The following is a 16,956-nucleotide window of genomic DNA, read 5'->3' as shown; positions in this document are numbered from 1 at the left end:
GACCATCACCGAGACGCTGCCGCGCCACGAGTTCCTGGGCGAGATGATCTCGAACCAGCTGGTCTACTACCCGACCGTGACCCGCGAGCCGTTCCGCAACCGCGGCCGGATCACCGACCTGATGGTCTCGGGCAAGCTGTTCGAGGATATCGGCCTGCCGCCGATGGCGATCGAGAACGACCGCTTCATGCTCTGCGGCAGCCCCGACATGATCCGCGACACCCGCGAGCTCCTGACCTCGCGCGGCTACGAGGAGGGCAACCACGGCGAGGCCGCCCACTACGTCATCGAGAAGGCCTTCGTCGAGAAATAGCGCACCCGCGCAGGCCGGTTCGGCCTCAGCCCGGTGCGGTCCGGAATTCAGGCTGCGCGAACCCAGACCGCGGTGTCGTGGAAGGCGGCGCCGTCGTTGGGCGCGGCCGGCGCGGACCCGATCAGCGCGTTGATCCCGCTGCCCCCGCCGATGAAGGCCGCGCTCGGCCACAGGCTCTCGACCACGACGACGCCCGGCTGCTGCCCGTCGGCGAGCCGCGCGTGCAGCCGGACCCGGCCGCGGGCGTTGCCGACCTCGACGGCGTCCCCCGTGCCGATCCCGAGCCGGTCGCCGTCCGCGGGGTGGATCAGGCAGGTTGGCCGCCCCTCGCGGCGGAGCGACTCGGGCACGTTGGTGAAGGTCGCGTTGAGGAACTGGCGGGCCGGCGGGGCGATCATGCGGAACGGGTGCTCCGCGTCGGCGGGCTCGGCCTCCGGCCAGTGATCCGGCAGGGACGGCATCCCGGCCGCGCGCGGGCCCAGTGACGCCCAGTCGGGCGCGAAGCGGAAGCGCCCGTCGGGATGGCCGAACCCGTTCAGGAAGTGGCTCTCGGCAAAGTCCGGCTGCGCGTCGATCCAGCCCTCCGCCTCCAGCCTGTCGAGGCCGCCCCAGCCGGAGCGTGCCAGGGTCGCGTCGGCGAGGTCCCGGGCGCTCAGGTGGAAGCCCGCGTGCTCCGCGCCGAGCCGGGCGGCGAGCGCCGACAGGAGCGCGTGGTTCGAGCGGCACGCGCCCGGCGGCTCCAGGATCGCGGGGCCGGCCTGGATGTGGCTGTGGCCGCCGGCCCCGTAGATGTCGTCGTGCTCCAGGAAGGTGGTGGCCGGCAGCACGAGGTCGGCGAGCGCGGCCGTCTCGGTCAGGAACTGCTCGTGCACGGCCACGAACACGTCCGGCCGCGCGAGCCCGGCGCGCACCCGGGCGCTGTCGGGCGCGGAGACCGCGGGATTGGCCGACTGGATCAGCATGGCGCGGACCGGGGGCCCGCCCTGCAGGGCGTCGGGATCGTCGGCGAGCACGGCGCCGATCCGGCTCATGTCGAGCTCGCGCACGCCCGGCGCCCGGGCGTCGAGACCCTCTGTCAGGGTCTTGTCCCAGTTGAAGATCGCGGCGTGCTGCCAGAGGGCGCCGCCGCCCGGGTGCTGCCACGCGCCGGTGACGGTCGGCAGGCAGGTCACCGCGTGCAGGTTCACCGCGCCGTTGCGGCTTCGGGTGAAGCCGAAACCGCAGCGGATGTAGCTGCGCGGCGTGTTGCCGTAGAGGGCCGCGAAGGCCTCGATCGCGGCGGGCTCCAGGCCGGTGATCGCCGCCGCCCATTCGGGCGTGCGCGACGCCAGATGCGCCTCCAGCGCGGCCGTGTCCTGCGCGTGCGCGGCGAGATAGGCCCGGTCCGCGTGGCCGTCGCGGAACAGGACGTGGAGCACCGCGCAGGCCAGCGCCCCGTCGGTGCCGGGACGGGGCGCGAGGTGGAGGTCGGCCGCCGCCGCGGTCCCGGTGCGGTACGGATCGATCACCACCAGCTTGGCGCCGCGCGTCTTGCGGGCGCGGCTGATGTGGGTCATCGCGTTGACCTGCGTGCTGACCGGGTTGCCGCCCCAGACCACGATCAGGTCGGCCAGCGCCATCTCGCGGGGATCCGGCCCGGCGATCCGGCCGACCCCGGCGCTCCAGCCCGCGATCGCCACCGCCGTGCAGATGGTGCGCTTGCGCCGCGAGTAGCCCATCACGTGGGTCAGCCGGTGGATGCCGTCGCGCTGGACGAGGCCCATGGTGCCGCCCGAGTTGTACGGCCAGACCGCCTCCGGCCCCCAACGGTCCGCCGTCTCGGAGAAGGCCGCGGCAAGCCGGTCGAGCGCCGCGTCCCAGGAGATCCGGCGCCACGCCCCGCCGCCCTTCGGCCCGACGCGCTCCATGGGGTGCAGGATCCGGTCCGGGTGGTGGACGCGCTCGCCGTAGCGGCTGACCTTCGCGCAGATCACCCCGGCCGTGTAGGGGTTGTCGCCGCCCCGGACCGAGACGACGCGCCCGTCCGCGACTTCCACGTCGAGGCTGCAGGCGGAGGGGCAATCGTGCGGGCAGACGGTCCGGACCAAGCGACGAACTCCCGTGGCGCCAGCATGGGGAAGCAAGGACCGTGCGGTTCTGGGCCTTCCGCCGGGGGACCGCAAGGCGTGTTGCCGCCGGTCGCTCGGCGCAGGGCGCCCGACATCACCGACAGGGCACCGATCCCCTGGACCGCATCGGCCACGGGCGGCGCCGCGGAGGCGACCTCGCCGGCCTCCCCCGTGCAGGGTCCGCGCGCGCCCGCGGACCGCGCGCTCAGCTCACCGCGTCGAGGGACGTCTGCGCGATGCGGAACGCGAGCTGCTTGAGGGCGACCGCGCACGCGTTGGTGACGTGGAGGCGGGCCAGCTGCTCGGCCTTCGCGGCGTCCCGGGCCTGGAAGGCCGCGACGAGGGCGTCGATCTCGGCGAGGCTGTGCGGCAGCCGCTCGGGATGCATCAGGGACGTCGCGCGCAGCAGGTTGATCCGGGAGTAGAAGCCGCGAAGGGTCTCGCGGACCAGATCGTTCCCGCAATGGCTGAGCATCACGTCGTACAGGACGCCCTTGGCGCGCAGGACGCGGTCCGTGTCGCCGCTGCCGGCAGCCTCGCGCAGATCGCCGGCTGCGCGTCCGAACTCGGCGATCGCCGCGTCCGTGGCCTGGGTGGCGAATTCGTGCGCCGCGTAGCCCTCCAGCACGGCCCGCAGCGCGTAGAGCTGACGCGCCTCCTCCACCGAGATCGAGGCCACGACCGGGCCGCGATGCGGCACCGTGTGGACGAGCTTCTCGGCCTCGAGCCGGCGCAGGGCCTCGCGCACGGAGGCGCGGCTGACGCCGAGCCCCTCGCACAACTCGCGCTCGATCAGCCGCTCGCCGGGGGCGTAGACGCCGGACGTGATCGCCTCGCGGACGGCGTCCTCGACCTTTTGCCGGAGCGTGTCCGGCTGGATGGCCCTGATCTTGTTCATCGCTGGGGGTTCGGGGATCGCTGGCGAGCCGAAGCGGTGGCATGGCGCAGCCTCGGGTGGCAAGGCGTGCCCCGGCGCGCGTCGGTCAGCCCCGGCCCCGCGCGGCCAGTTCGTCGCGCAGGATCGGCGCGGCCAGTTCCGCGCCGTGCATGCCGATCAGGCTGACGATCTCGAGGACTTCCATCAGCTCCTCCTTGGTCGCCCCGTAACCGAGGGCGTTCTTCATGTGCATCTTCAGGCCCGGCACGTAGAGGTGCGTCGCCGCCGCGTCGAAGGCGCAGTAGACGAACTCCTTCATCTTCGGCGTGAGCACGCCGTGGCGCCAGGGCCAGGCAGAGAAGTCGAGGTAGCCCTCGAACAGGTCGGGATCGAGTTCGAGGAGACCGTCCCAGAACGCGTGCCAGTAGCCCCGGTCGCGGGTGAAGTCGGATTTCAGCTGCTCCTGCCGCGGCGTTAGCGGCGCGGGGCCGCTCCGCTGACCGGCCTCCTCCAGCACCTCCAGCAGCAGCGGCACGCCGATGTTGCAGGCGTGGATGCCGAGGGTCGCCGTGAGCGCGAGCACCTCCGTGATCTCCTCGGCCGTCGCGCCCGCGTCGAGGGCGTTGCGGATCTGGCGGCGCGTCCCGGGCGCGTAGAGGTGGGTCGCGGCCGTCGCGGCCGAGAGCGCGATCAGGGCGCGGTCCTTGGCGCCGAGATGGTTCTTGCGCACGGGGACCATCGCCAGCCGGGCCCAGGCGTCGAGGAAGCCCGGGGCCAGCTCGGCGAGGGCCGCCTGCTCCGCGTCCCAGTAACCGAGCTCGCCCTGCACGGTGTGCCGGAGGCTCTCCGGGCTCGGCGCGGGCCCGGTCATGCCGTGGCTCCGGCGTAGTCGGCCTCGACCACCTCGTCCTGCCAGTCGGTCTTGCCGAGCGAGATCGCCGTGTGGAGCAGGTAGCTGTCGGCGGCCGCGCCGTGCCAGTGCCGCTCGTCCGCGGGGATCCAGACGGTGTCGCCCGCGCGGATCGGCTGCGCCTGCTGGCCCGCGACGCAGATCCAGCCCTTGCCGGCGGTGACCTGCAGGATCTGGCCCTGCGCGTGCGCGTGCCAGAAGGTCCGCGCGCCGGGCGTGAAGAAGACGTTGTTGATCATCACGCCGCCCGTCGACGGCATCACCGGGTCGGCCCAGACCTGCCCGGTGAAGGTCGGCCCGCGGCTCTCGGACTTCGCGCTGTTCTCGCGGCCGTGGAAGATCTGCATCGTATCCTCTCAGTTCTCGTGTCGGTTGCCGTGGAGCCGGACGCCGCCGGAGACGTCGCCGATGGCGTCGACGACGCGGTTGGAGATGACGTCGCCGTAGCCGAGCGCCGTGGCGAGCCCGAAGCTCGCCATCGGGCCGGACGCGTTGAGGGAGGCGACGCCGAGCTCGTGCAGGAGATCGGTGTAGAGCACGACGTCCTTGGTCATCAGCTTGCCGGTCAGGCCGCCTTCCAGGTAGTCGCCGTCGACGATCTTCGGGAAACGGTTCAGCGTCGCGAAGTTGACGCCGCTGGAGGCGTTCAGCACCTCCAGGAGCCGGTGCAGGTCGAGCCCGGCCTTCCGGCCCGCGACCATGACCTCCGCGGTGGCGGCGAGGCTGACCGCGTTCAGGAAGTTGTTGAGCAGCTTGGTCGTGTGGCCGGCCCCCGATCCGCCCATCACGACGACCTTCTGGGCGATCGGCGCGAACACCCAGCCCAACCGGTCGATGACGGCGGGATCGCCGCCGACCATCAGGGTCAGCGTGCCTTTCTCGGCCGCGGCGGCGCCCCCGGAGATGCCCGCATCGACGTAGGCGACGCCGCGCTCGGCCAGCGCCGCGGCGATGCGGCGCGTCGAGCTGGCCGAGGCCGTGCTCAGGTCGACGACGATCTGCCCGTCCCGGCAGCCCGCGAGGACCCCGCCCGCGCCGAGCACGACGCGCTCGACCACCTTGCTGTCGGGCAGGGACATCAGGACCACGTCCGTCTCACCGACGACCGCGGCGATCGAGCCCGCGTCCGTCGCGCCCCAGCGCGCGGCGGCCTCCCGGTCGGTGTCGAAGCCGACCACATCGATCCCCGCGCCGATCAGGCGGCGCGTCATGCGGCCGCCCATGTTGCCGAGCCCGATGAAGCCGATCCGGTTCCCGTTCATGCTGCGTCCTCCGCGCGGCGTCCGGCTCAGTGGCCGGTGCCGAAATCGACGTCCTTGGTCTCCGGCCCGATGAGCGCGCCCACGGTGCCGATCAGGCCGCCGACGATGAGCAGGGCCACGGGCGTCAGCGCGAGCGGCATCAGCGCGCTCAGCCAGTCCATGTAGAAGGCGTAGAAGGACGGGATCACCACCGAGAGGCTGAAGCCGATGCCGAAGCCGGTGGCGCGGACATCCGTGGCGAAGCGCTCGTTGATGTAGGTGACGATGACGCCCCAGGGCGAGGTCACGATCACCGCCAGGAGGCTGACCAGCAGCACGCGGGTGCCGAACGCCATCTCGGGCGTGACGGTCAGCGTGTAGAGGATGTACGCGCCCACCGTCGCGATCAGCGGGCCGACGATCACGAAGAACCGCCGGCGGCCGATGACCTGCCCGAGCAGGCCGGAGCCGATGTAGCTGAAGAACAGGATCGTGTAGCAGATCATCAGCGTCGCGGTCAGCGCGAAGCCGTTGAGGTGCAGGGTCTTCACCAGCAGACCGGTCGGCAGGTAGATCGTGATGATGTTCTGCGTCGTCCAGAAGCCGGTCATCAGCAGCAGAACCTGCAGGAGGTCGCGCCCGCCCTTCCCGGAGAACAGACCCGCCATGGGCGATGCCTCGGCCTGTTCGGCCCCGGCAGCGGCCTCCTTCTTCCAGACCTCCGATTCCGAGACCTTGTGGACGTAGTAGAGGGCGAGCAGGCCGGCCAGCGCCGCGCCGACGATGAAGGGGATGCGCCAGCCCCAGACCGTGTAGGGCGACCCAGGCCCGTCGAGCGGGAACAGGTAGAACATCAGCATCGTGATGAGGTTGATGCTGACGTAGGCGGCCGGGAAGCCCGCGATGATCAGGCCGCCGACGAAGCCGCGCTTGTCCTTCTTGGAATACTCGATGGCGAGCGGCATCGCCCCGGTGTAGCCGCCCCCGAGGAAGATCCCGTCGAGGAAGCGCAGCAGCACCAGCAGGATGTACGAGGCGAGGCCGAGCGTCTCGTAGCCCGGCAGCAGGCCGATCAGCAGCGTGATCACCCCGAAGCCCGCCACCGAGTAGATCGAGGCGGCCCGGCGGCCGACCTTGTCGGCGATCAGGCCGAAGATGAGCGCGCCGATCGGGCGGCCGAGCAGGGTAGTGATGAAGACCAGCGAGGCCAGCACCGTCTCCATCTGGGGAGACAGGTTCTTCGGCTGGAACATGAACATCACCGGCGCCAGCGCGACCACCGGCAGGTAGATGTCGAACATGTCGATGTATTCGGAGAAGAACGCGCCGCGGATGGCGCTCTTCCGCTTCTCCTCGATCGACTGGGACGCGGCCGGGCGCGCACCCGCCGTATCCGTTGCCAAGGCTGCCGACGTGACCGACATGGCGTCTCCCTCCCTGTTCGTCTGCCGCGCGAGTTTTCTGACTGCGTCGGACCTGGGCGCGGGTGCGGGCTCAGCGCCCGCTGGCGTGCTCTCTGTCCCAATCGGCGATCGCCGCGGAGGCGGTCCGGAAGGCAGCCAGGGCCGCCGGGGCGCCGCAATAGACGAGCGCCTGCATCAGCACCGCCTGGATCTCGTCCTTCGTGACGCCGTTGTTGAGGGCGCCTTTGACGTGGACGCCGAGCTCGTGGTGCTGGTTCATCGCGGTCAGCATCGCGATGTTGAGCATGCTGCGGGTCTTGAACGGCAGCGTCTCATCGCCCCAGACCGCGCCCCAGCAATACTCCGTCACGAGCCGCTGGACCGGACGGTTGAACGCGTCGGCATTGGCCCAGGACTTCTCGACATGGGCGGCGCCGAGGACGGTCTTGCGGTTCTCGAAACCCTGGCCGAACAGCTCGCTCTCGTCGGACATCTGGTTCTCCTGGTCGGGGCCGACGCGCGCGGGCGCCGGCCGCATCGCGCGGGACGGATCAGTCGAGGCCGAAGCCGATCATCGCCTTGGTCTCGAGGTATTCCTGGAGACCGGCCTCGCCCCATTCCCGGCCGTTGCCGGACTGGCGGTAGCCGCCGAAGGGCGCGTGGACGTCCGGGGGCGGGTAGTTGATGTGGACCTGCCCGCCGATGAGCCGCCGCGCCACGGCGCGCGCCCGGTCGCGGTCCCGTCCCTGCACGTAGGCGGCGAGCCCGTAGCGCGAGCCGTTGGCGATCGCGATCGCGTCGTCCTCGCTGTCGTAGGCGAGGATCGACAGGACCGGGCCGAAGATCTCCTCCCGCGCGATGGTCATGTCGGGGGTCACGTCGGCGAAGATTGTCGGGCGGACGTAGAAGCCGCGGTCGAGGTGGTCCGGCCGCTCCGGGCCGCCGGCGACGAGCCGCGCGCCCTCCGCGATGCCGGTGCGGATCAGCCCGACGACGCGCTCGTACTGGGTGCGGTTGACCACCGGGCCGAGATCCGTCTCGGGGTCCGCGGTCGGGCCGAGCCGGAAGACCGCCGCCGCCTCGGCCGCGATGGCGGCCGCCTCGTCCATCCGGGCCCGGGGCACGAGCATCCGCGTCGGGATCGAGCAGGACTGGCCCGAATTCGTGCAGCAGGCCGCGACGCCGCGCCGGACCGCCTGATCGAAGTCGACGTCCTCCAGCAGGATGTTGGCGGACTTGCCGCCGAGTTCCTGCGCGACGCGCTTGATGGTCGGGGCCGCCGCTCGGGCGATCTCGATCCCGGCGCGGGTCGACCCGGTGAACGAGACCATGTCGATCCCCGGATGCGCGGCGATCGCGGCGCCGACGCCGGGGCCGTCCCCGTTCACGAGGTTGAACACGCCCGGCGGCACGCCCGCGTCGTGCAGGACCTGCGCGAACAGCATCGCGCTGACCGCCGAGTACTCGCTGGGCTTGAGCACCATCGTGCAGCCGGCCGCGAGCGCCGGGGCGATCTTCACGACGATCTGGTTGATCGGCCAGTTCCAGGGGGTGATCAGGCCGCAGACGCCGATCGGCTCGCGCCGGATCCGGGTGGTGCCGCGATCCTCCTCGAACGCGAAGCGCTCCATCACCGCGATGAGCGCGTTGAGGTGCGCCGGGCCCCGCGCCGCCTGCCCCTTGCGCGCGAAGCCGATGGGCGAGCCCATCTCCTGCCGGATCGTCTCCGCGAAGATCTCGAACCGCTCCTCGAAGAGCGCGAGGATCCGGCGGAGGAGCGCGACGCGTTCGGCGGGCGCCGTCTCCGAGAAGGCCGGGAAGGCGGCGCGGGCCGCGCGCACGGCCCGGTCGACATCCGCGGCATCGCCGAGCGCGAGGGTGCCGAACGCCGTCTCTGTGGCGGGATCGATCAGCGGGAACGGCTGAGCCGAAACCGGCTCGACCCAGGCGCCGTCGATGTAGAAGCGGCTCAGGTCCGTAAGCGCCATGGTCTCAGGCTCCCTCGGCCAGCAGGCGGTACATCTCGGTGTGGTCGGCCGCGGGCCCGACCTCGCCGGCGATGGCGTGCCAGGTCTCGATGCAGTGCCGGCCGAAGCCGAGCGGGTAGTCGACCGAGTCAGCCAAAGCCCCAGCGATGCCGAGATCCTTGTCCATCAGCTTCAGCGAGAAGCCCGAGGCGAAGCTGCCGCTGAGCATGAACTGCTTGACCTTGTTCTCGGAGGTGTTGCTGCGCCCGGACGAGGCGTTGAGCACGTCGGTCATGGCCTCCGGCGCGATGCCGAAGCGCTGCGCCACGTGGAGCGCCTCGACGGTGGCGAGCAGGCCCGCGGCGGAGACGAAGTTGTTCAGCGCCTTGGCGGCGTGGCCCGATCCCGCTTGGCCGATATGCAGGACGGATGAGCCCATCGCCTCCAGCACCGGCCGCCAGCGGGCGAGGAGATCCGCCTCGCCGCCGACGAGGATCGCGAGCGTGCCGTCCACGGCCCGCCGCACGCCGCCCGAGACCGGCGCGTCGAGATAGCCGAGCCCCTTCCCGGCGAGCGTCTCGCCGAGGGCGCGGGAGCGCACCGGCTCCGACGAGCTCATGTCGATCACGGTGGCGCCGGCCGGGAGCGCGTCGGCCCAGCCCTCGTCGAGCAGCACCGCCTCGACGATGGCCGAGTTCGGCAGCATCGTGATCAGCAGGTCGAGTTCGGACGCGTTCTCCCGCGTGAGCGTCGCCGCGCCGAGATCCCGGGCGAGCGCGTCGGTCCGGCCGGCATCCGCGTCCAGCAGGCGGAGCGCGTGCCCCGCTCGGGCCAGGCACCGGCTCATGGGATCGCCCATCATGCCGAGGCCGATGACGCCGATGGTTCTCTGTTCCATGCCGTGAATATCCCTCTGGGCGACGGCCGGACTGGCCCGGCGCCGCGTGTCCCCGTCAGCGCAGGGCGGAGAAGTCCGTGGGGGCGAGGAAGGTGTTCTCGATCCGGGCGACGATCGGCCGGTCCTTCTCGGTCTCGGCGCGGGCGGCGATCCAGTCCGGATCGGCCTGGAAGGCGTTCCAGCGCGCCTCGCGCTGGGCCATGTCCTCCCACTTGAGCAGGTAGGTGAGCGCGTGGTTGTCGGGACCGACGAGCGTAGTCCAGAAGCCGACCTGCTCGATGCCGTATTTCTGGAAGAAGCCGAGCGTGGTGGAGCGGAACCGCTCCAGCAGGGCCGGCAATCGGGTCGGGGCGCAGTAGTAAACGCGCATCTCGACGATCATGGAATCCTCCGGTCAGTAGGTCGGTGAAGCGGTCGGAGGCAGGTCGACGCGCGCGATCCAGCCGGCGACATCCGCGGACGCCGGCGGGTAGATCGCGAGAACCTGCGGATCGTGGCCCGGGACGATGTGATCCTCGGACTCGGCCAGATGCCGGACCGTCCGGTAGCCCTCGAACATGTCGCCGACATTGTAGACGATGGGATAGGCGAGCCGGCGACCGATATTGGCGTAGAAGTGCGCGGCGTCGGAGGCCAGTACGACCCAGCCGCGCGCGGTCCGGACTCGGACGATCTGCAGGCCGTCCGAATGGCCGCCGACCCGGTGGAGGGTGATCCCCGGATACAGCGTGTCGGTCGTCTCGCGGAAGCGGACGCGGTCCTCGAACAGGCGGTCCACCATCGCCTTCACGTCCTCGGCGGCGAAGGGGTGGCGGACCTCCGGATGGCACATGCACCGGCCGGTGCAGAACGCCATCTCGCGTTCCTGGACGTGGAAGCGGGCCGTCGGGAACAGGTCGTGGTTGCCGGCGTGGTCGTAATGCAGGTGGGTCAGGACGACGTCCTCAACCCGCAGCGGGTCGACACCGATCCGCGCCAGGCCCTCCTCGACCGGCCGCACGATGCTGCGGCCCCGCTTCGTCGCCATCGCGCGGTCGAAGCCGGTATCGACGACGATCGTCCTGCCACCGCCGACGACGACCCAGACGAAGTAATCGATCGGCATCGGGCCGTCGTGGATGTCCCCGCCGATGAAGTTCTCGCGGGCCATACGGTGATGATGCGCGTACTTGATCGCGTAGATCTCGTAGATCTCTGCGTCCATGCGGGCGTTTCCTTCGGGCGGCCGGTTGACCCGGCTCATCCTCGCGGATGCCTCTCATCCGCGGGCCGAATGGAGCACATCGTCCGACAATCTGTCAATCTGGCAAAATCTGGTCCGCATCCGCCGATCAGGCCGGCGCCCTCGGGCGACGCATCGCGAAGCCGAACACCCACAGGGACAGGCCGAGATTGATCGCCGCCACGGCCAGCATCACCTCCAGCAGGGGCAGCAGGCCGAGCCGTTCGGCGACGTAGCCGCAGGCCAGGGGCGTGATCGCCTGGCCGAGGAGCGGGAGGCGGGCGAGCCGGCCCATCGCCGCCGCGTACTGGCCCTGTCCGTAGAGCGCCAGCGGCAGCGTGCCCCGCACGACGGTGCGCATGCCGTTGCCGGCGCCGTAGAGCACCATCGCGAGCCACGCCAGGGACGGGATCGTCGCTAGCAGCAGGAGCCCCAGCCCGACGCTGGCGCTCGACAGGAGCAGGGACCAGGCCGGGTGGGCGCGGCGGCCGAGGGCCAGTTCGACGACGCGCACGCCGACCTGGGCGGGACCGATCAGGCCGGTCAGGGCCACCGCGGCGGTCGCGCCGACGCCCAGCGTCTGCAGCAGGTTGAGCAGTTGCACCGAAGTGGCGGTCATGATCATCGCCGCCATCGTGAAGGTCACGGCGAGCAGGCGCTCCGCCGGCAGGCGCGCCGCTTCGGTCGAGCCGGTCGGCTCGTAGGGCCGGGGCGCCGCGGCGGGCTCGACCGCGCCCCGGCTCCGGGCCGGCAGCGCCCAGGCGAAGAGTGGGACCACGAGGGCGACAGACAGGATCGCGTAGGTGAGGCAGGCCCCGCGCCAGCCGACATGATCGACCAGGAACCGCGTGGCGGGCCAGCAGAGCGAGACCGCGAAGCCCGACGAGATCGCGATCTGGGTCATCGCCCCGCGCGCGGCGGCGCCGTAGGCTTGGCCGATCGCCGCGAAGAGCGGGTCGTAGAGCGCGGCCGACATGCCGAGGCCGGCGACCATCCAGGCGAGCAGGAAGACCGGGAGGGACTGCGCGACCGCCATCAGCACGAGGCCCGCCGCGATGATCGTGGCGCCGGCTACGAGGACCGGCCGCCCGCCGTGACGCCGGATCATGCGGCCGACGAACGGCGCGGGCAGGCCCGACACGAAGATCGCGAGCGAGAGCGCGCCCACCACCATCGCCTGCGGCCAGCCGGTCTCGGCGACGATCGGGTCCGAGACGACGGCGGTGAGGAAGAACGTGCCGCCCCACAGGACGATCTGCGTGACGCCGAGGGCGACGTTGCCGGCGATGGTCGGACGCGGTAGCGTATCGGGCGGCTCTGAGCCGCGCGCGGTTGGGGCGCCGGGCACGATGATGATGTCTCCCAGTGGTCGTCTTCGAGGCTGCAGGGCCTCGAGCCTCACTAGCGCGCTACCGGGCCGATCAGCCCCGCAATCCTCGATCTGCAGCCGTGCGCGGGGTTCGGAGGTGACGGCGGGGTCGACGGCGACCGGCCTCAGGGCCGCGACGGATCCTCCGGCAGGAACCGCGCCACCGCGTCGTGGATCGTCGCGGCGATCTCCGCTTCCCGACGCTCGAACTCGTCGAGCAGGCCGGACACGGCGACCGCCAGCGGGCGGCCCTTGCTGTCGATGCGCCGGGGCAGCGGGACCGCGATCGAGCCGGCGCCCGGCGTGACGAGCCCGCGGGAGAGGAAGTGCCCGTCCCGCCGCAGCCGCGCCAGGTTGGTCAGGACGGCCGCGACCGCGATCGGCGGCTGCTCGGCCGGCGCCTCCGCGTTCGTGCGGCGGACCAGCGGACCGATCTCGGCCTCCGGGCTGTCGGCGAGGAGCGCGGTGCCAGTCGCCGACCAGACGACGAGGCGGCGCGTCCCGGGCGGAACGTGGAAGCGCATGGCGGTGCGCGCCTGCAGGACGTGGACGTACTGCGAGAAGATCGCGTTGCGCGCGGCGAGGATCACCGTCCCGCCCGTGCGCTCCGACAGGTGCTCGAGCATGCGCACGAGGCTGCCGTCGCGCACCGGTCCCTTGTCGAGCCACGCGCCGAGGAGCGCCACCCGGGGCGACGGCAGGAAGCTGCGGCTCGCCGGGTCGTAGTCGAGATAGCCGAGCCGGACGAGGCTCTTCAGGAGCACCGAAGTCGAGGATTGCGGGACGCTCAGCCGCTCGGCGATCTCGGAGACCCTGGCTTCCCGCTGGATCTCGTCGAACAGCTCCAGGATCTGGAGCACCCGTCCGGCGGACTTCACCAGGGCCACATCCGAACCGGCGGGATCGGCCCCCACCGTCAGGTCCGTGGACGCGCCCCCCCGAGCGCCGATGCGCTCACCCATGCCGCGACGCGCGAAACGGCGGCCCCGGAAGCCGCACGGTTCGCAACGGCCCTGGTCGCCCACGCGCGGATCCGTGGTGATCGCGGCGCATCGCCGGCACGTTCCCCCATCTGCCGCGGCGCCAGACCGCGTGCCGCTCAACAGCATTATAGAACCTGCACGATCGTGGAGATCCATCACACATGTGATATTGTACAGCAGGTGGGCGATGGCGGTTGATGCCGGGGGCGCGCTCTGCCCTACTCGCCCGCGGTGTCGGTCCCGCCTGACCGACCGGCACCGGGAGACCGCGCGGCAAGCGCGGCCCTGCTCGGGAGGAATGCCGATGTCGATCCGCCACGCGGCCGTCGCCGCGCGCCTCCTCGCCGCCACGCTGCTGCTCCCGGCCCTCGGCGGCGCGGCCCGGGCCGAAACCACCTCCGTCCGGATCGGCCTCCAGTACGGCCTCGTCTACCTGCCGGTGATGATCGCGCAGAGCGAGGGTCTCTTCGACAAGCGCGCCAAGGCCGCGGGGCTCGACGGCTTGTCGGTCACGCTGACGCGTTTCAGCGGCTCGACCGCGATGAACGACGCGCTGCTCTCCGACAGCGTCGAACTCGGCACCCTCGGCTCAGCCGGTGCCCTAATCGCCTGGGACAAGACCCGCGGGAGCCAGCAGATCAAGAGCCTCACCGCCCTGAGCTCGGTCGTCTACACGCTGTTCACCGGCAAGCCCGGCGTCGCCGCGTTGAAGGACTTCACCTTCGGCGACAAGATCGCGGTCCCGGCCTTCAACTCGCCCCAGGCGATCCTGCTGCGAGTTGCGGCGGCCCAGCAGCTCGGCGGATCGGCCAAGGCCGACGCGCTGATGGTGAGCCTGCCCCATCCGGACGCCACCGCGGCGATGCGCGCCGGACAGGGGATCGCCGGCTACTTCGCGACGCCACCCTTCACGCAGGTGCTGCAGGCCGATCCCAAGATCCGGACGGTCATGACCTCGACCGGCCTGATCGGCAGCGGCGACATCACCGCCGCGACCCTGAACGCGAAGCAGGGGTTCGTCGACGCGAACCCGAAGGTCGCGCAGGCGATCCGCGCCGGGATGGAGGATGCGGTGGCGCTGATCCGCAGCGACCCCAAGCGCGCGGCGTCGATCTATCTCGCCTCGGAGCAGGTTCAGATCGACCGCGCGCAAGTTGAGGCGATCCTGACCGACGGTTCCATCGTCTACGACGTGGCCCCGAAGGGAATGGTCGCCCTCGCCAAGGCGATGGCGACGCAGGGCTTCCTGCGGAAGGTGCCGGGCGACTGGCAGGAGATCTTCTTCCCCGGCCTCGAGGGCCGCGACGGCAGCTGAGCGCCGCGGATTCGGCACCGCCAGCCCGTCCCGCCACTCAGGGAGCCCCGATGCACAGTTTCCGCTTCAGCGCCGAGCCGCTCCCGCCCGAGGCCGAGGCCGCCCGCGCGTCCGTCCGCGCCTTCCTCGACGCGGAACGGGCGGCCGGGCATTTCGTCCCGCACCGGACCTCGTGGACGACCTTCGACGCCGCCTTCAGCCGGCGCGCGGGGGCCGCGGGCCTCATCGGCCTGACCCTGCCGGAGGCCTATGGCGGCCACGGCCGCTCCGGCCTCGTCCGCTTCGTCGTCACCGAGGAGATGCTGGCGGCCGGCGCGCCCTGCGGCGCGCACTGGATCGCCGACCGCCAGTCGGGGCCGCAGATCCACCGGCACGGCACCGAGGCGGCCAAGCGGGCGATCCTGCCGCGAATCTGCCGGGGCGAATGCGCCTTCGGCATCGGCATGAGCGAGCCGAATTCCGGCTCGGACCTCGCCGCCGTCCGGACCCGCGCGGTGCGCGACGGCGACGGCTGGGTGATCAACGGCTCCAAGATCTGGACGACGAACGCCCATCAGGTCGATTACCTGCTGGCCCTCGTCCGGACCGGCGAGCCCGGGCCGGACCGGCACGGCGGGCTGACCCAGTTCATCGTCGACATGGCGGCCCCCGGGGTGACGGTCCGGCCGATCCTCGACCTGTCGGGCCATCACGAGTTCAACGAGGTGTTCTTCACCGATTACCGCGTCGCCGACGCGATGCGGGTCGGCGCCGAGGGCGCGGGCTGGGGCCTCGTCACGGAGGAACTCGCCTTCGAGCGCTCCGGGCCCGACCGGTTCCTGTCGGATTACCGGCTGCTCGTCGAACTCGTCGACCGGATCGGGCCGGAGCCGGACCGGTTCCAGGCGGTCGAGACCGGACGGATGGTGGCCCAGCTCACCGCGCTGCTGGGCATGTCGGCCTCGGTGGCCCGCCTCCTCGATCAGGGCGTCGTGCCGGGCGTCGAGGCGGCGCTGGTCAAGGATGTCGGCAACGGCTTCGAGCGCGCCGTGCCGGAGATCGCCCGGCGGCTCGTGCCGGTCGAGCCGAGTCTCACCGCGCAGGGCGACGCCTTCCGCGAGGCTTTGGGCGGCGTGACCCTGCGGGCGCCCTCCTTCACCCTGCGCGGCGGGACCCGCGAGGTCCTGCGCGGCGTCATCGCCCGGGGGCTGGGGCTGCGATGAGTCGGATGGACCACGCGGCGGAGGCCGGCGACCCGGTCGACGGGATCGTCCTCGATCAGGTCGAGCGGCTGCTCGCCCAGCACCTCACGCCGGCGCTGCTGGCGGCCTGCGACGGGGCCGCGGGCGCGACCGCAAGGGCGGCGGATCTCTGGCCGGCGGATCTCTGGACGGCGCTCGCCGAGAGCGGCCTGCCGCTGGCGCTGGTGCCCGAGGCGGAGGGCGGGATCGGTCTCGCCGCCACGACCGCGGCCCGGCTGATCCGGCGTTGCGGCCGGGCCGCCCTCCCCCTGCCCCTGCCGGAGACCGTCGCGGGCGCGGCGCTCTGGGCTGCCACGGGGGGACAGGTGGCCGAAGACGCCCTGTCGCTGGTCCCGGGCGGTGGCCCCGTGCGGATCGCGCCGCACGCGGAGGGGTTCGTCCTGGACGGCCGGGTCGCGCAGGTGCCCTGGGGCGGTTCGGTCGCGGCCCTGCTCCTTGACGCCGTCGACGCGGCCGGCATCCCGCACCTCGTGCGGATCGCCGCGCCCGGGACGCTCCGCGACACGCACCACAACCTCGCCGGCGAGCCGCGTGACACCCTCGATCTGACCGGCTGCATCGTCCCGGCCGCCGACGTCCGGGCCGCGCCGGGCTGGGCTGCCGGAGCGGGGGCGCCGTCCGTCGAATCCGTCGGCGCCTGGGTCCGGGCGCAGCAGATGGTGGGCGCCCTGGAGACCTGCCTCGGCTCGGCCCTCGCTCACGCCCAGGAGCGGCAGCAATTCGGCCGGCCGCTCGCCAAGTTCCAGGCGATCCAGCACATGCTGGCCGAGGCCGCGGGCCATGTCGCCGCCGCAACCGCAGCCGCCGACCTTGCCGCCGCCTGCTGGGGCGACCCGCGCTTCGTCCTCGCCACCGCCATCGCCAAGGCGCGCTGCGGCGAGGCGGCGGGCCACGTCGCGGCGATCGGCCACCAGATTCACGGGGCCATGGGCTTCACCCAGGAGCACCCGCTCCACCGCGCGACGCGGCGGCTGTGGTCCTGGCGCGACGAGTTCGGATCCGACGCCCTCTGGCAGGAGCGGATCGGGCGCGCGGTCTGCGCGGGCGGCGGCGCGGCCCTCTGGCCGATGCTGGTCCGGCTCCGGGGCGGCGCCGGCTGAGATGGGAGA

16 protein-coding genes and 1 pseudogene are annotated in these 16,956 nt (G+C 72.0%); 4 read left to right on the top strand and 13 right to left on the bottom strand.

What is annotated here, in order from left to right:
• A pseudogene (locus H288_RS0113800) lies at positions 1-313 on the top strand (ferredoxin--NADP reductase); the annotation flags it as partial.
• 47 nt (positions 314-360) lie between these two features.
• Here the strand turns inward: H288_RS0113800 and H288_RS0113795 are convergent.
• The 13 genes from H288_RS0113795 to H288_RS0113735 form a co-directional block, all read right to left on the bottom strand.
• A complete protein-coding gene (locus H288_RS0113795; protein WP_020093169.1) occupies positions 361-2,400 on the bottom strand; it encodes a molybdopterin-dependent oxidoreductase in 2,040 nt (679 codons plus the stop codon).
• Between the two features lie 226 nt (positions 2,401-2,626).
• A complete protein-coding gene (locus H288_RS0113790; protein ID WP_020093168.1) occupies positions 2,627-3,319 on the bottom strand; it encodes a GntR family transcriptional regulator in 693 nt (230 codons plus the stop codon).
• Between the two features lie 85 nt (positions 3,320-3,404).
• On the bottom strand, positions 3,405-4,169 hold the full coding sequence (locus H288_RS0113785) for a carboxymuconolactone decarboxylase family protein (RefSeq protein ID WP_020093167.1): 765 nt from the start codon (positions 4,167-4,169) through the stop codon (positions 3,405-3,407).
• A complete protein-coding gene (locus H288_RS0113780) occupies positions 4,166-4,555 on the bottom strand; it encodes a cupin domain-containing protein (RefSeq protein WP_020093166.1) in 390 nt (129 codons plus the stop codon). The genes H288_RS0113785 and H288_RS0113780 overlap by 4 nt, the downstream gene beginning before the upstream one ends.
• Before the next feature lie 9 nt (positions 4,556-4,564).
• Positions 4,565-5,470, bottom strand: a complete 906-nt coding sequence (locus H288_RS0113775; protein ID WP_020093165.1) for an NAD(P)-dependent oxidoreductase — start codon at positions 5,468-5,470, stop codon at positions 4,565-4,567.
• Positions 5,471-5,496: 26 nt separating this feature from the next.
• Positions 5,497-6,873 carry an MFS transporter gene (locus tag H288_RS0113770; protein WP_020093164.1) on the bottom strand — a complete coding sequence of 459 codons (1,377 nt, stop codon included), beginning with the start codon at positions 6,871-6,873 and terminating at the stop codon, positions 5,497-5,499.
• Positions 6,874-6,943: 70 nt separating this feature from the next.
• Complete coding sequence (locus H288_RS0113765; protein WP_026604928.1) at positions 6,944-7,345, bottom strand: carboxymuconolactone decarboxylase family protein; 402 nt, start codon at positions 7,343-7,345, stop codon at positions 6,944-6,946.
• Between the two features lie 58 nt (positions 7,346-7,403).
• Positions 7,404-8,840, bottom strand: a complete 1,437-nt coding sequence (locus H288_RS0113760) for an aldehyde dehydrogenase family protein (RefSeq protein WP_020093162.1) — start codon at positions 8,838-8,840, stop codon at positions 7,404-7,406.
• 4 nt (positions 8,841-8,844) lie between these two features.
• Positions 8,845-9,717, bottom strand: coding sequence for an NAD(P)-dependent oxidoreductase (locus tag H288_RS0113755; protein WP_020093161.1), 873 nt, complete (start codon positions 9,715-9,717; stop codon positions 8,845-8,847).
• A 55-nt stretch (positions 9,718-9,772) separates the two neighbouring features.
• The gene (locus H288_RS0113750; RefSeq protein ID WP_020093160.1) at positions 9,773-10,099 is read right to left on the bottom strand and encodes an NIPSNAP family protein; all 327 of its coding nucleotides are present in this window, start codon (positions 10,097-10,099) and stop codon (positions 9,773-9,775) included.
• A gap of 12 nt (positions 10,100-10,111) precedes the next feature.
• A complete protein-coding gene (locus H288_RS0113745) occupies positions 10,112-10,921 on the bottom strand; it encodes an N-acyl homoserine lactonase family protein (RefSeq protein ID WP_020093159.1) in 810 nt (269 codons plus the stop codon).
• 127 nt (positions 10,922-11,048) lie between these two features.
• On the bottom strand, positions 11,049-12,287 hold the full coding sequence (locus H288_RS0113740; RefSeq protein ID WP_020093158.1) for an MFS transporter: 1,239 nt from the start codon (positions 12,285-12,287) through the stop codon (positions 11,049-11,051).
• A 146-nt stretch (positions 12,288-12,433) separates the two neighbouring features.
• The gene (locus tag H288_RS0113735) at positions 12,434-13,186 is read right to left on the bottom strand and encodes a helix-turn-helix domain-containing protein (RefSeq protein WP_234081165.1); all 753 of its coding nucleotides are present in this window, start codon (positions 13,184-13,186) and stop codon (positions 12,434-12,436) included.
• 409 nt (positions 13,187-13,595) lie between these two features.
• Here H288_RS0113735 and H288_RS0113730 point away from each other — a divergent pair, with 409 nt between their 5' ends.
• The 3 genes from H288_RS0113730 to H288_RS0113720 are packed head-to-tail and all read left to right on the top strand — an operon-like array spanning position 13,596 to position 16,947.
• Positions 13,596-14,606 carry an ABC transporter substrate-binding protein gene (locus H288_RS0113730; protein WP_103985272.1) on the top strand — a complete coding sequence of 337 codons (1,011 nt, stop codon included), beginning with the start codon at positions 13,596-13,598 and terminating at the stop codon, positions 14,604-14,606.
• Positions 14,607-14,656: 50 nt separating this feature from the next.
• Positions 14,657-15,808, top strand: coding sequence for an acyl-CoA dehydrogenase family protein (locus H288_RS0113725; protein WP_020093155.1), 1,152 nt, complete (start codon positions 14,657-14,659; stop codon positions 15,806-15,808).
• Between the two features lie 5 nt (positions 15,809-15,813).
• Entirely contained in the window at positions 15,814-16,947 is a 1,134-nt protein-coding gene (locus tag H288_RS0113720; RefSeq protein WP_020093154.1) for an acyl-CoA dehydrogenase family protein, read from the top strand.
• Positions 16,948-16,956 lie beyond the last annotated feature (9 nt).

Origin of the sequence: Methylobacterium sp. 285MFTsu5.1 (assembly GCF_000383455.1) — a bacterium.
Lineage (GTDB): Bacteria > Pseudomonadota > Alphaproteobacteria > Rhizobiales > Beijerinckiaceae > Methylobacterium.
Note: the sequence above shows the minus strand (reverse complement) of the source record. Positions and strands in the feature narration are given on the sequence as shown.

What these genes read in the sequence shown, in the direction of transcription:
- H288_RS0113750 (WP_020093160.1), bottom strand. Translation starts at nt 10,099, where the DNA reads ATGATCGTCGAGATGCGCGTTTACTACTGCGCCCCGACCCGATTGCCG.
- H288_RS0113755 (WP_020093161.1), bottom strand. Translation starts at nt 9,717, where the DNA reads ATGGAACAGAGAACCATCGGCGTCATCGGCCTCGGCATGATGGGCGAT.
- H288_RS0113760 (WP_020093162.1), bottom strand. Translation starts at nt 8,840, where the DNA reads ATGGCGCTTACGGACCTGAGCCGCTTCTACATCGACGGCGCCTGGGTC.
- H288_RS0113725 (WP_020093155.1), top strand. Translation starts at nt 14,657, where the DNA reads ATGCACAGTTTCCGCTTCAGCGCCGAGCCGCTCCCGCCCGAGGCCGAG.
- H288_RS0113745 (WP_020093159.1), bottom strand. Translation starts at nt 10,921, where the DNA reads ATGGACGCAGAGATCTACGAGATCTACGCGATCAAGTACGCGCATCAT.
- H288_RS0113785 (WP_020093167.1), bottom strand. Translation starts at nt 4,169, where the DNA reads ATGACCGGGCCCGCGCCGAGCCCGGAGAGCCTCCGGCACACCGTGCAG.
- H288_RS0113720 (WP_020093154.1), top strand. Translation starts at nt 15,814, where the DNA reads ATGGACCACGCGGCGGAGGCCGGCGACCCGGTCGACGGGATCGTCCTC.
- H288_RS0113730 (WP_103985272.1), top strand. Translation starts at nt 13,596, where the DNA reads ATGTCGATCCGCCACGCGGCCGTCGCCGCGCGCCTCCTCGCCGCCACG.
- H288_RS0113790 (WP_020093168.1), bottom strand. Translation starts at nt 3,319, where the DNA reads ATGAACAAGATCAGGGCCATCCAGCCGGACACGCTCCGGCAAAAGGTC.
- H288_RS0113780 (WP_020093166.1), bottom strand. Translation starts at nt 4,555, where the DNA reads ATGCAGATCTTCCACGGCCGCGAGAACAGCGCGAAGTCCGAGAGCCGC.
- H288_RS0113775 (WP_020093165.1), bottom strand. Translation starts at nt 5,470, where the DNA reads ATGAACGGGAACCGGATCGGCTTCATCGGGCTCGGCAACATGGGCGGC.
- H288_RS0113765 (WP_026604928.1), bottom strand. Translation starts at nt 7,345, where the DNA reads ATGTCCGACGAGAGCGAGCTGTTCGGCCAGGGTTTCGAGAACCGCAAG.
- H288_RS0113770 (WP_020093164.1), bottom strand. Translation starts at nt 6,873, where the DNA reads ATGTCGGTCACGTCGGCAGCCTTGGCAACGGATACGGCGGGTGCGCGC.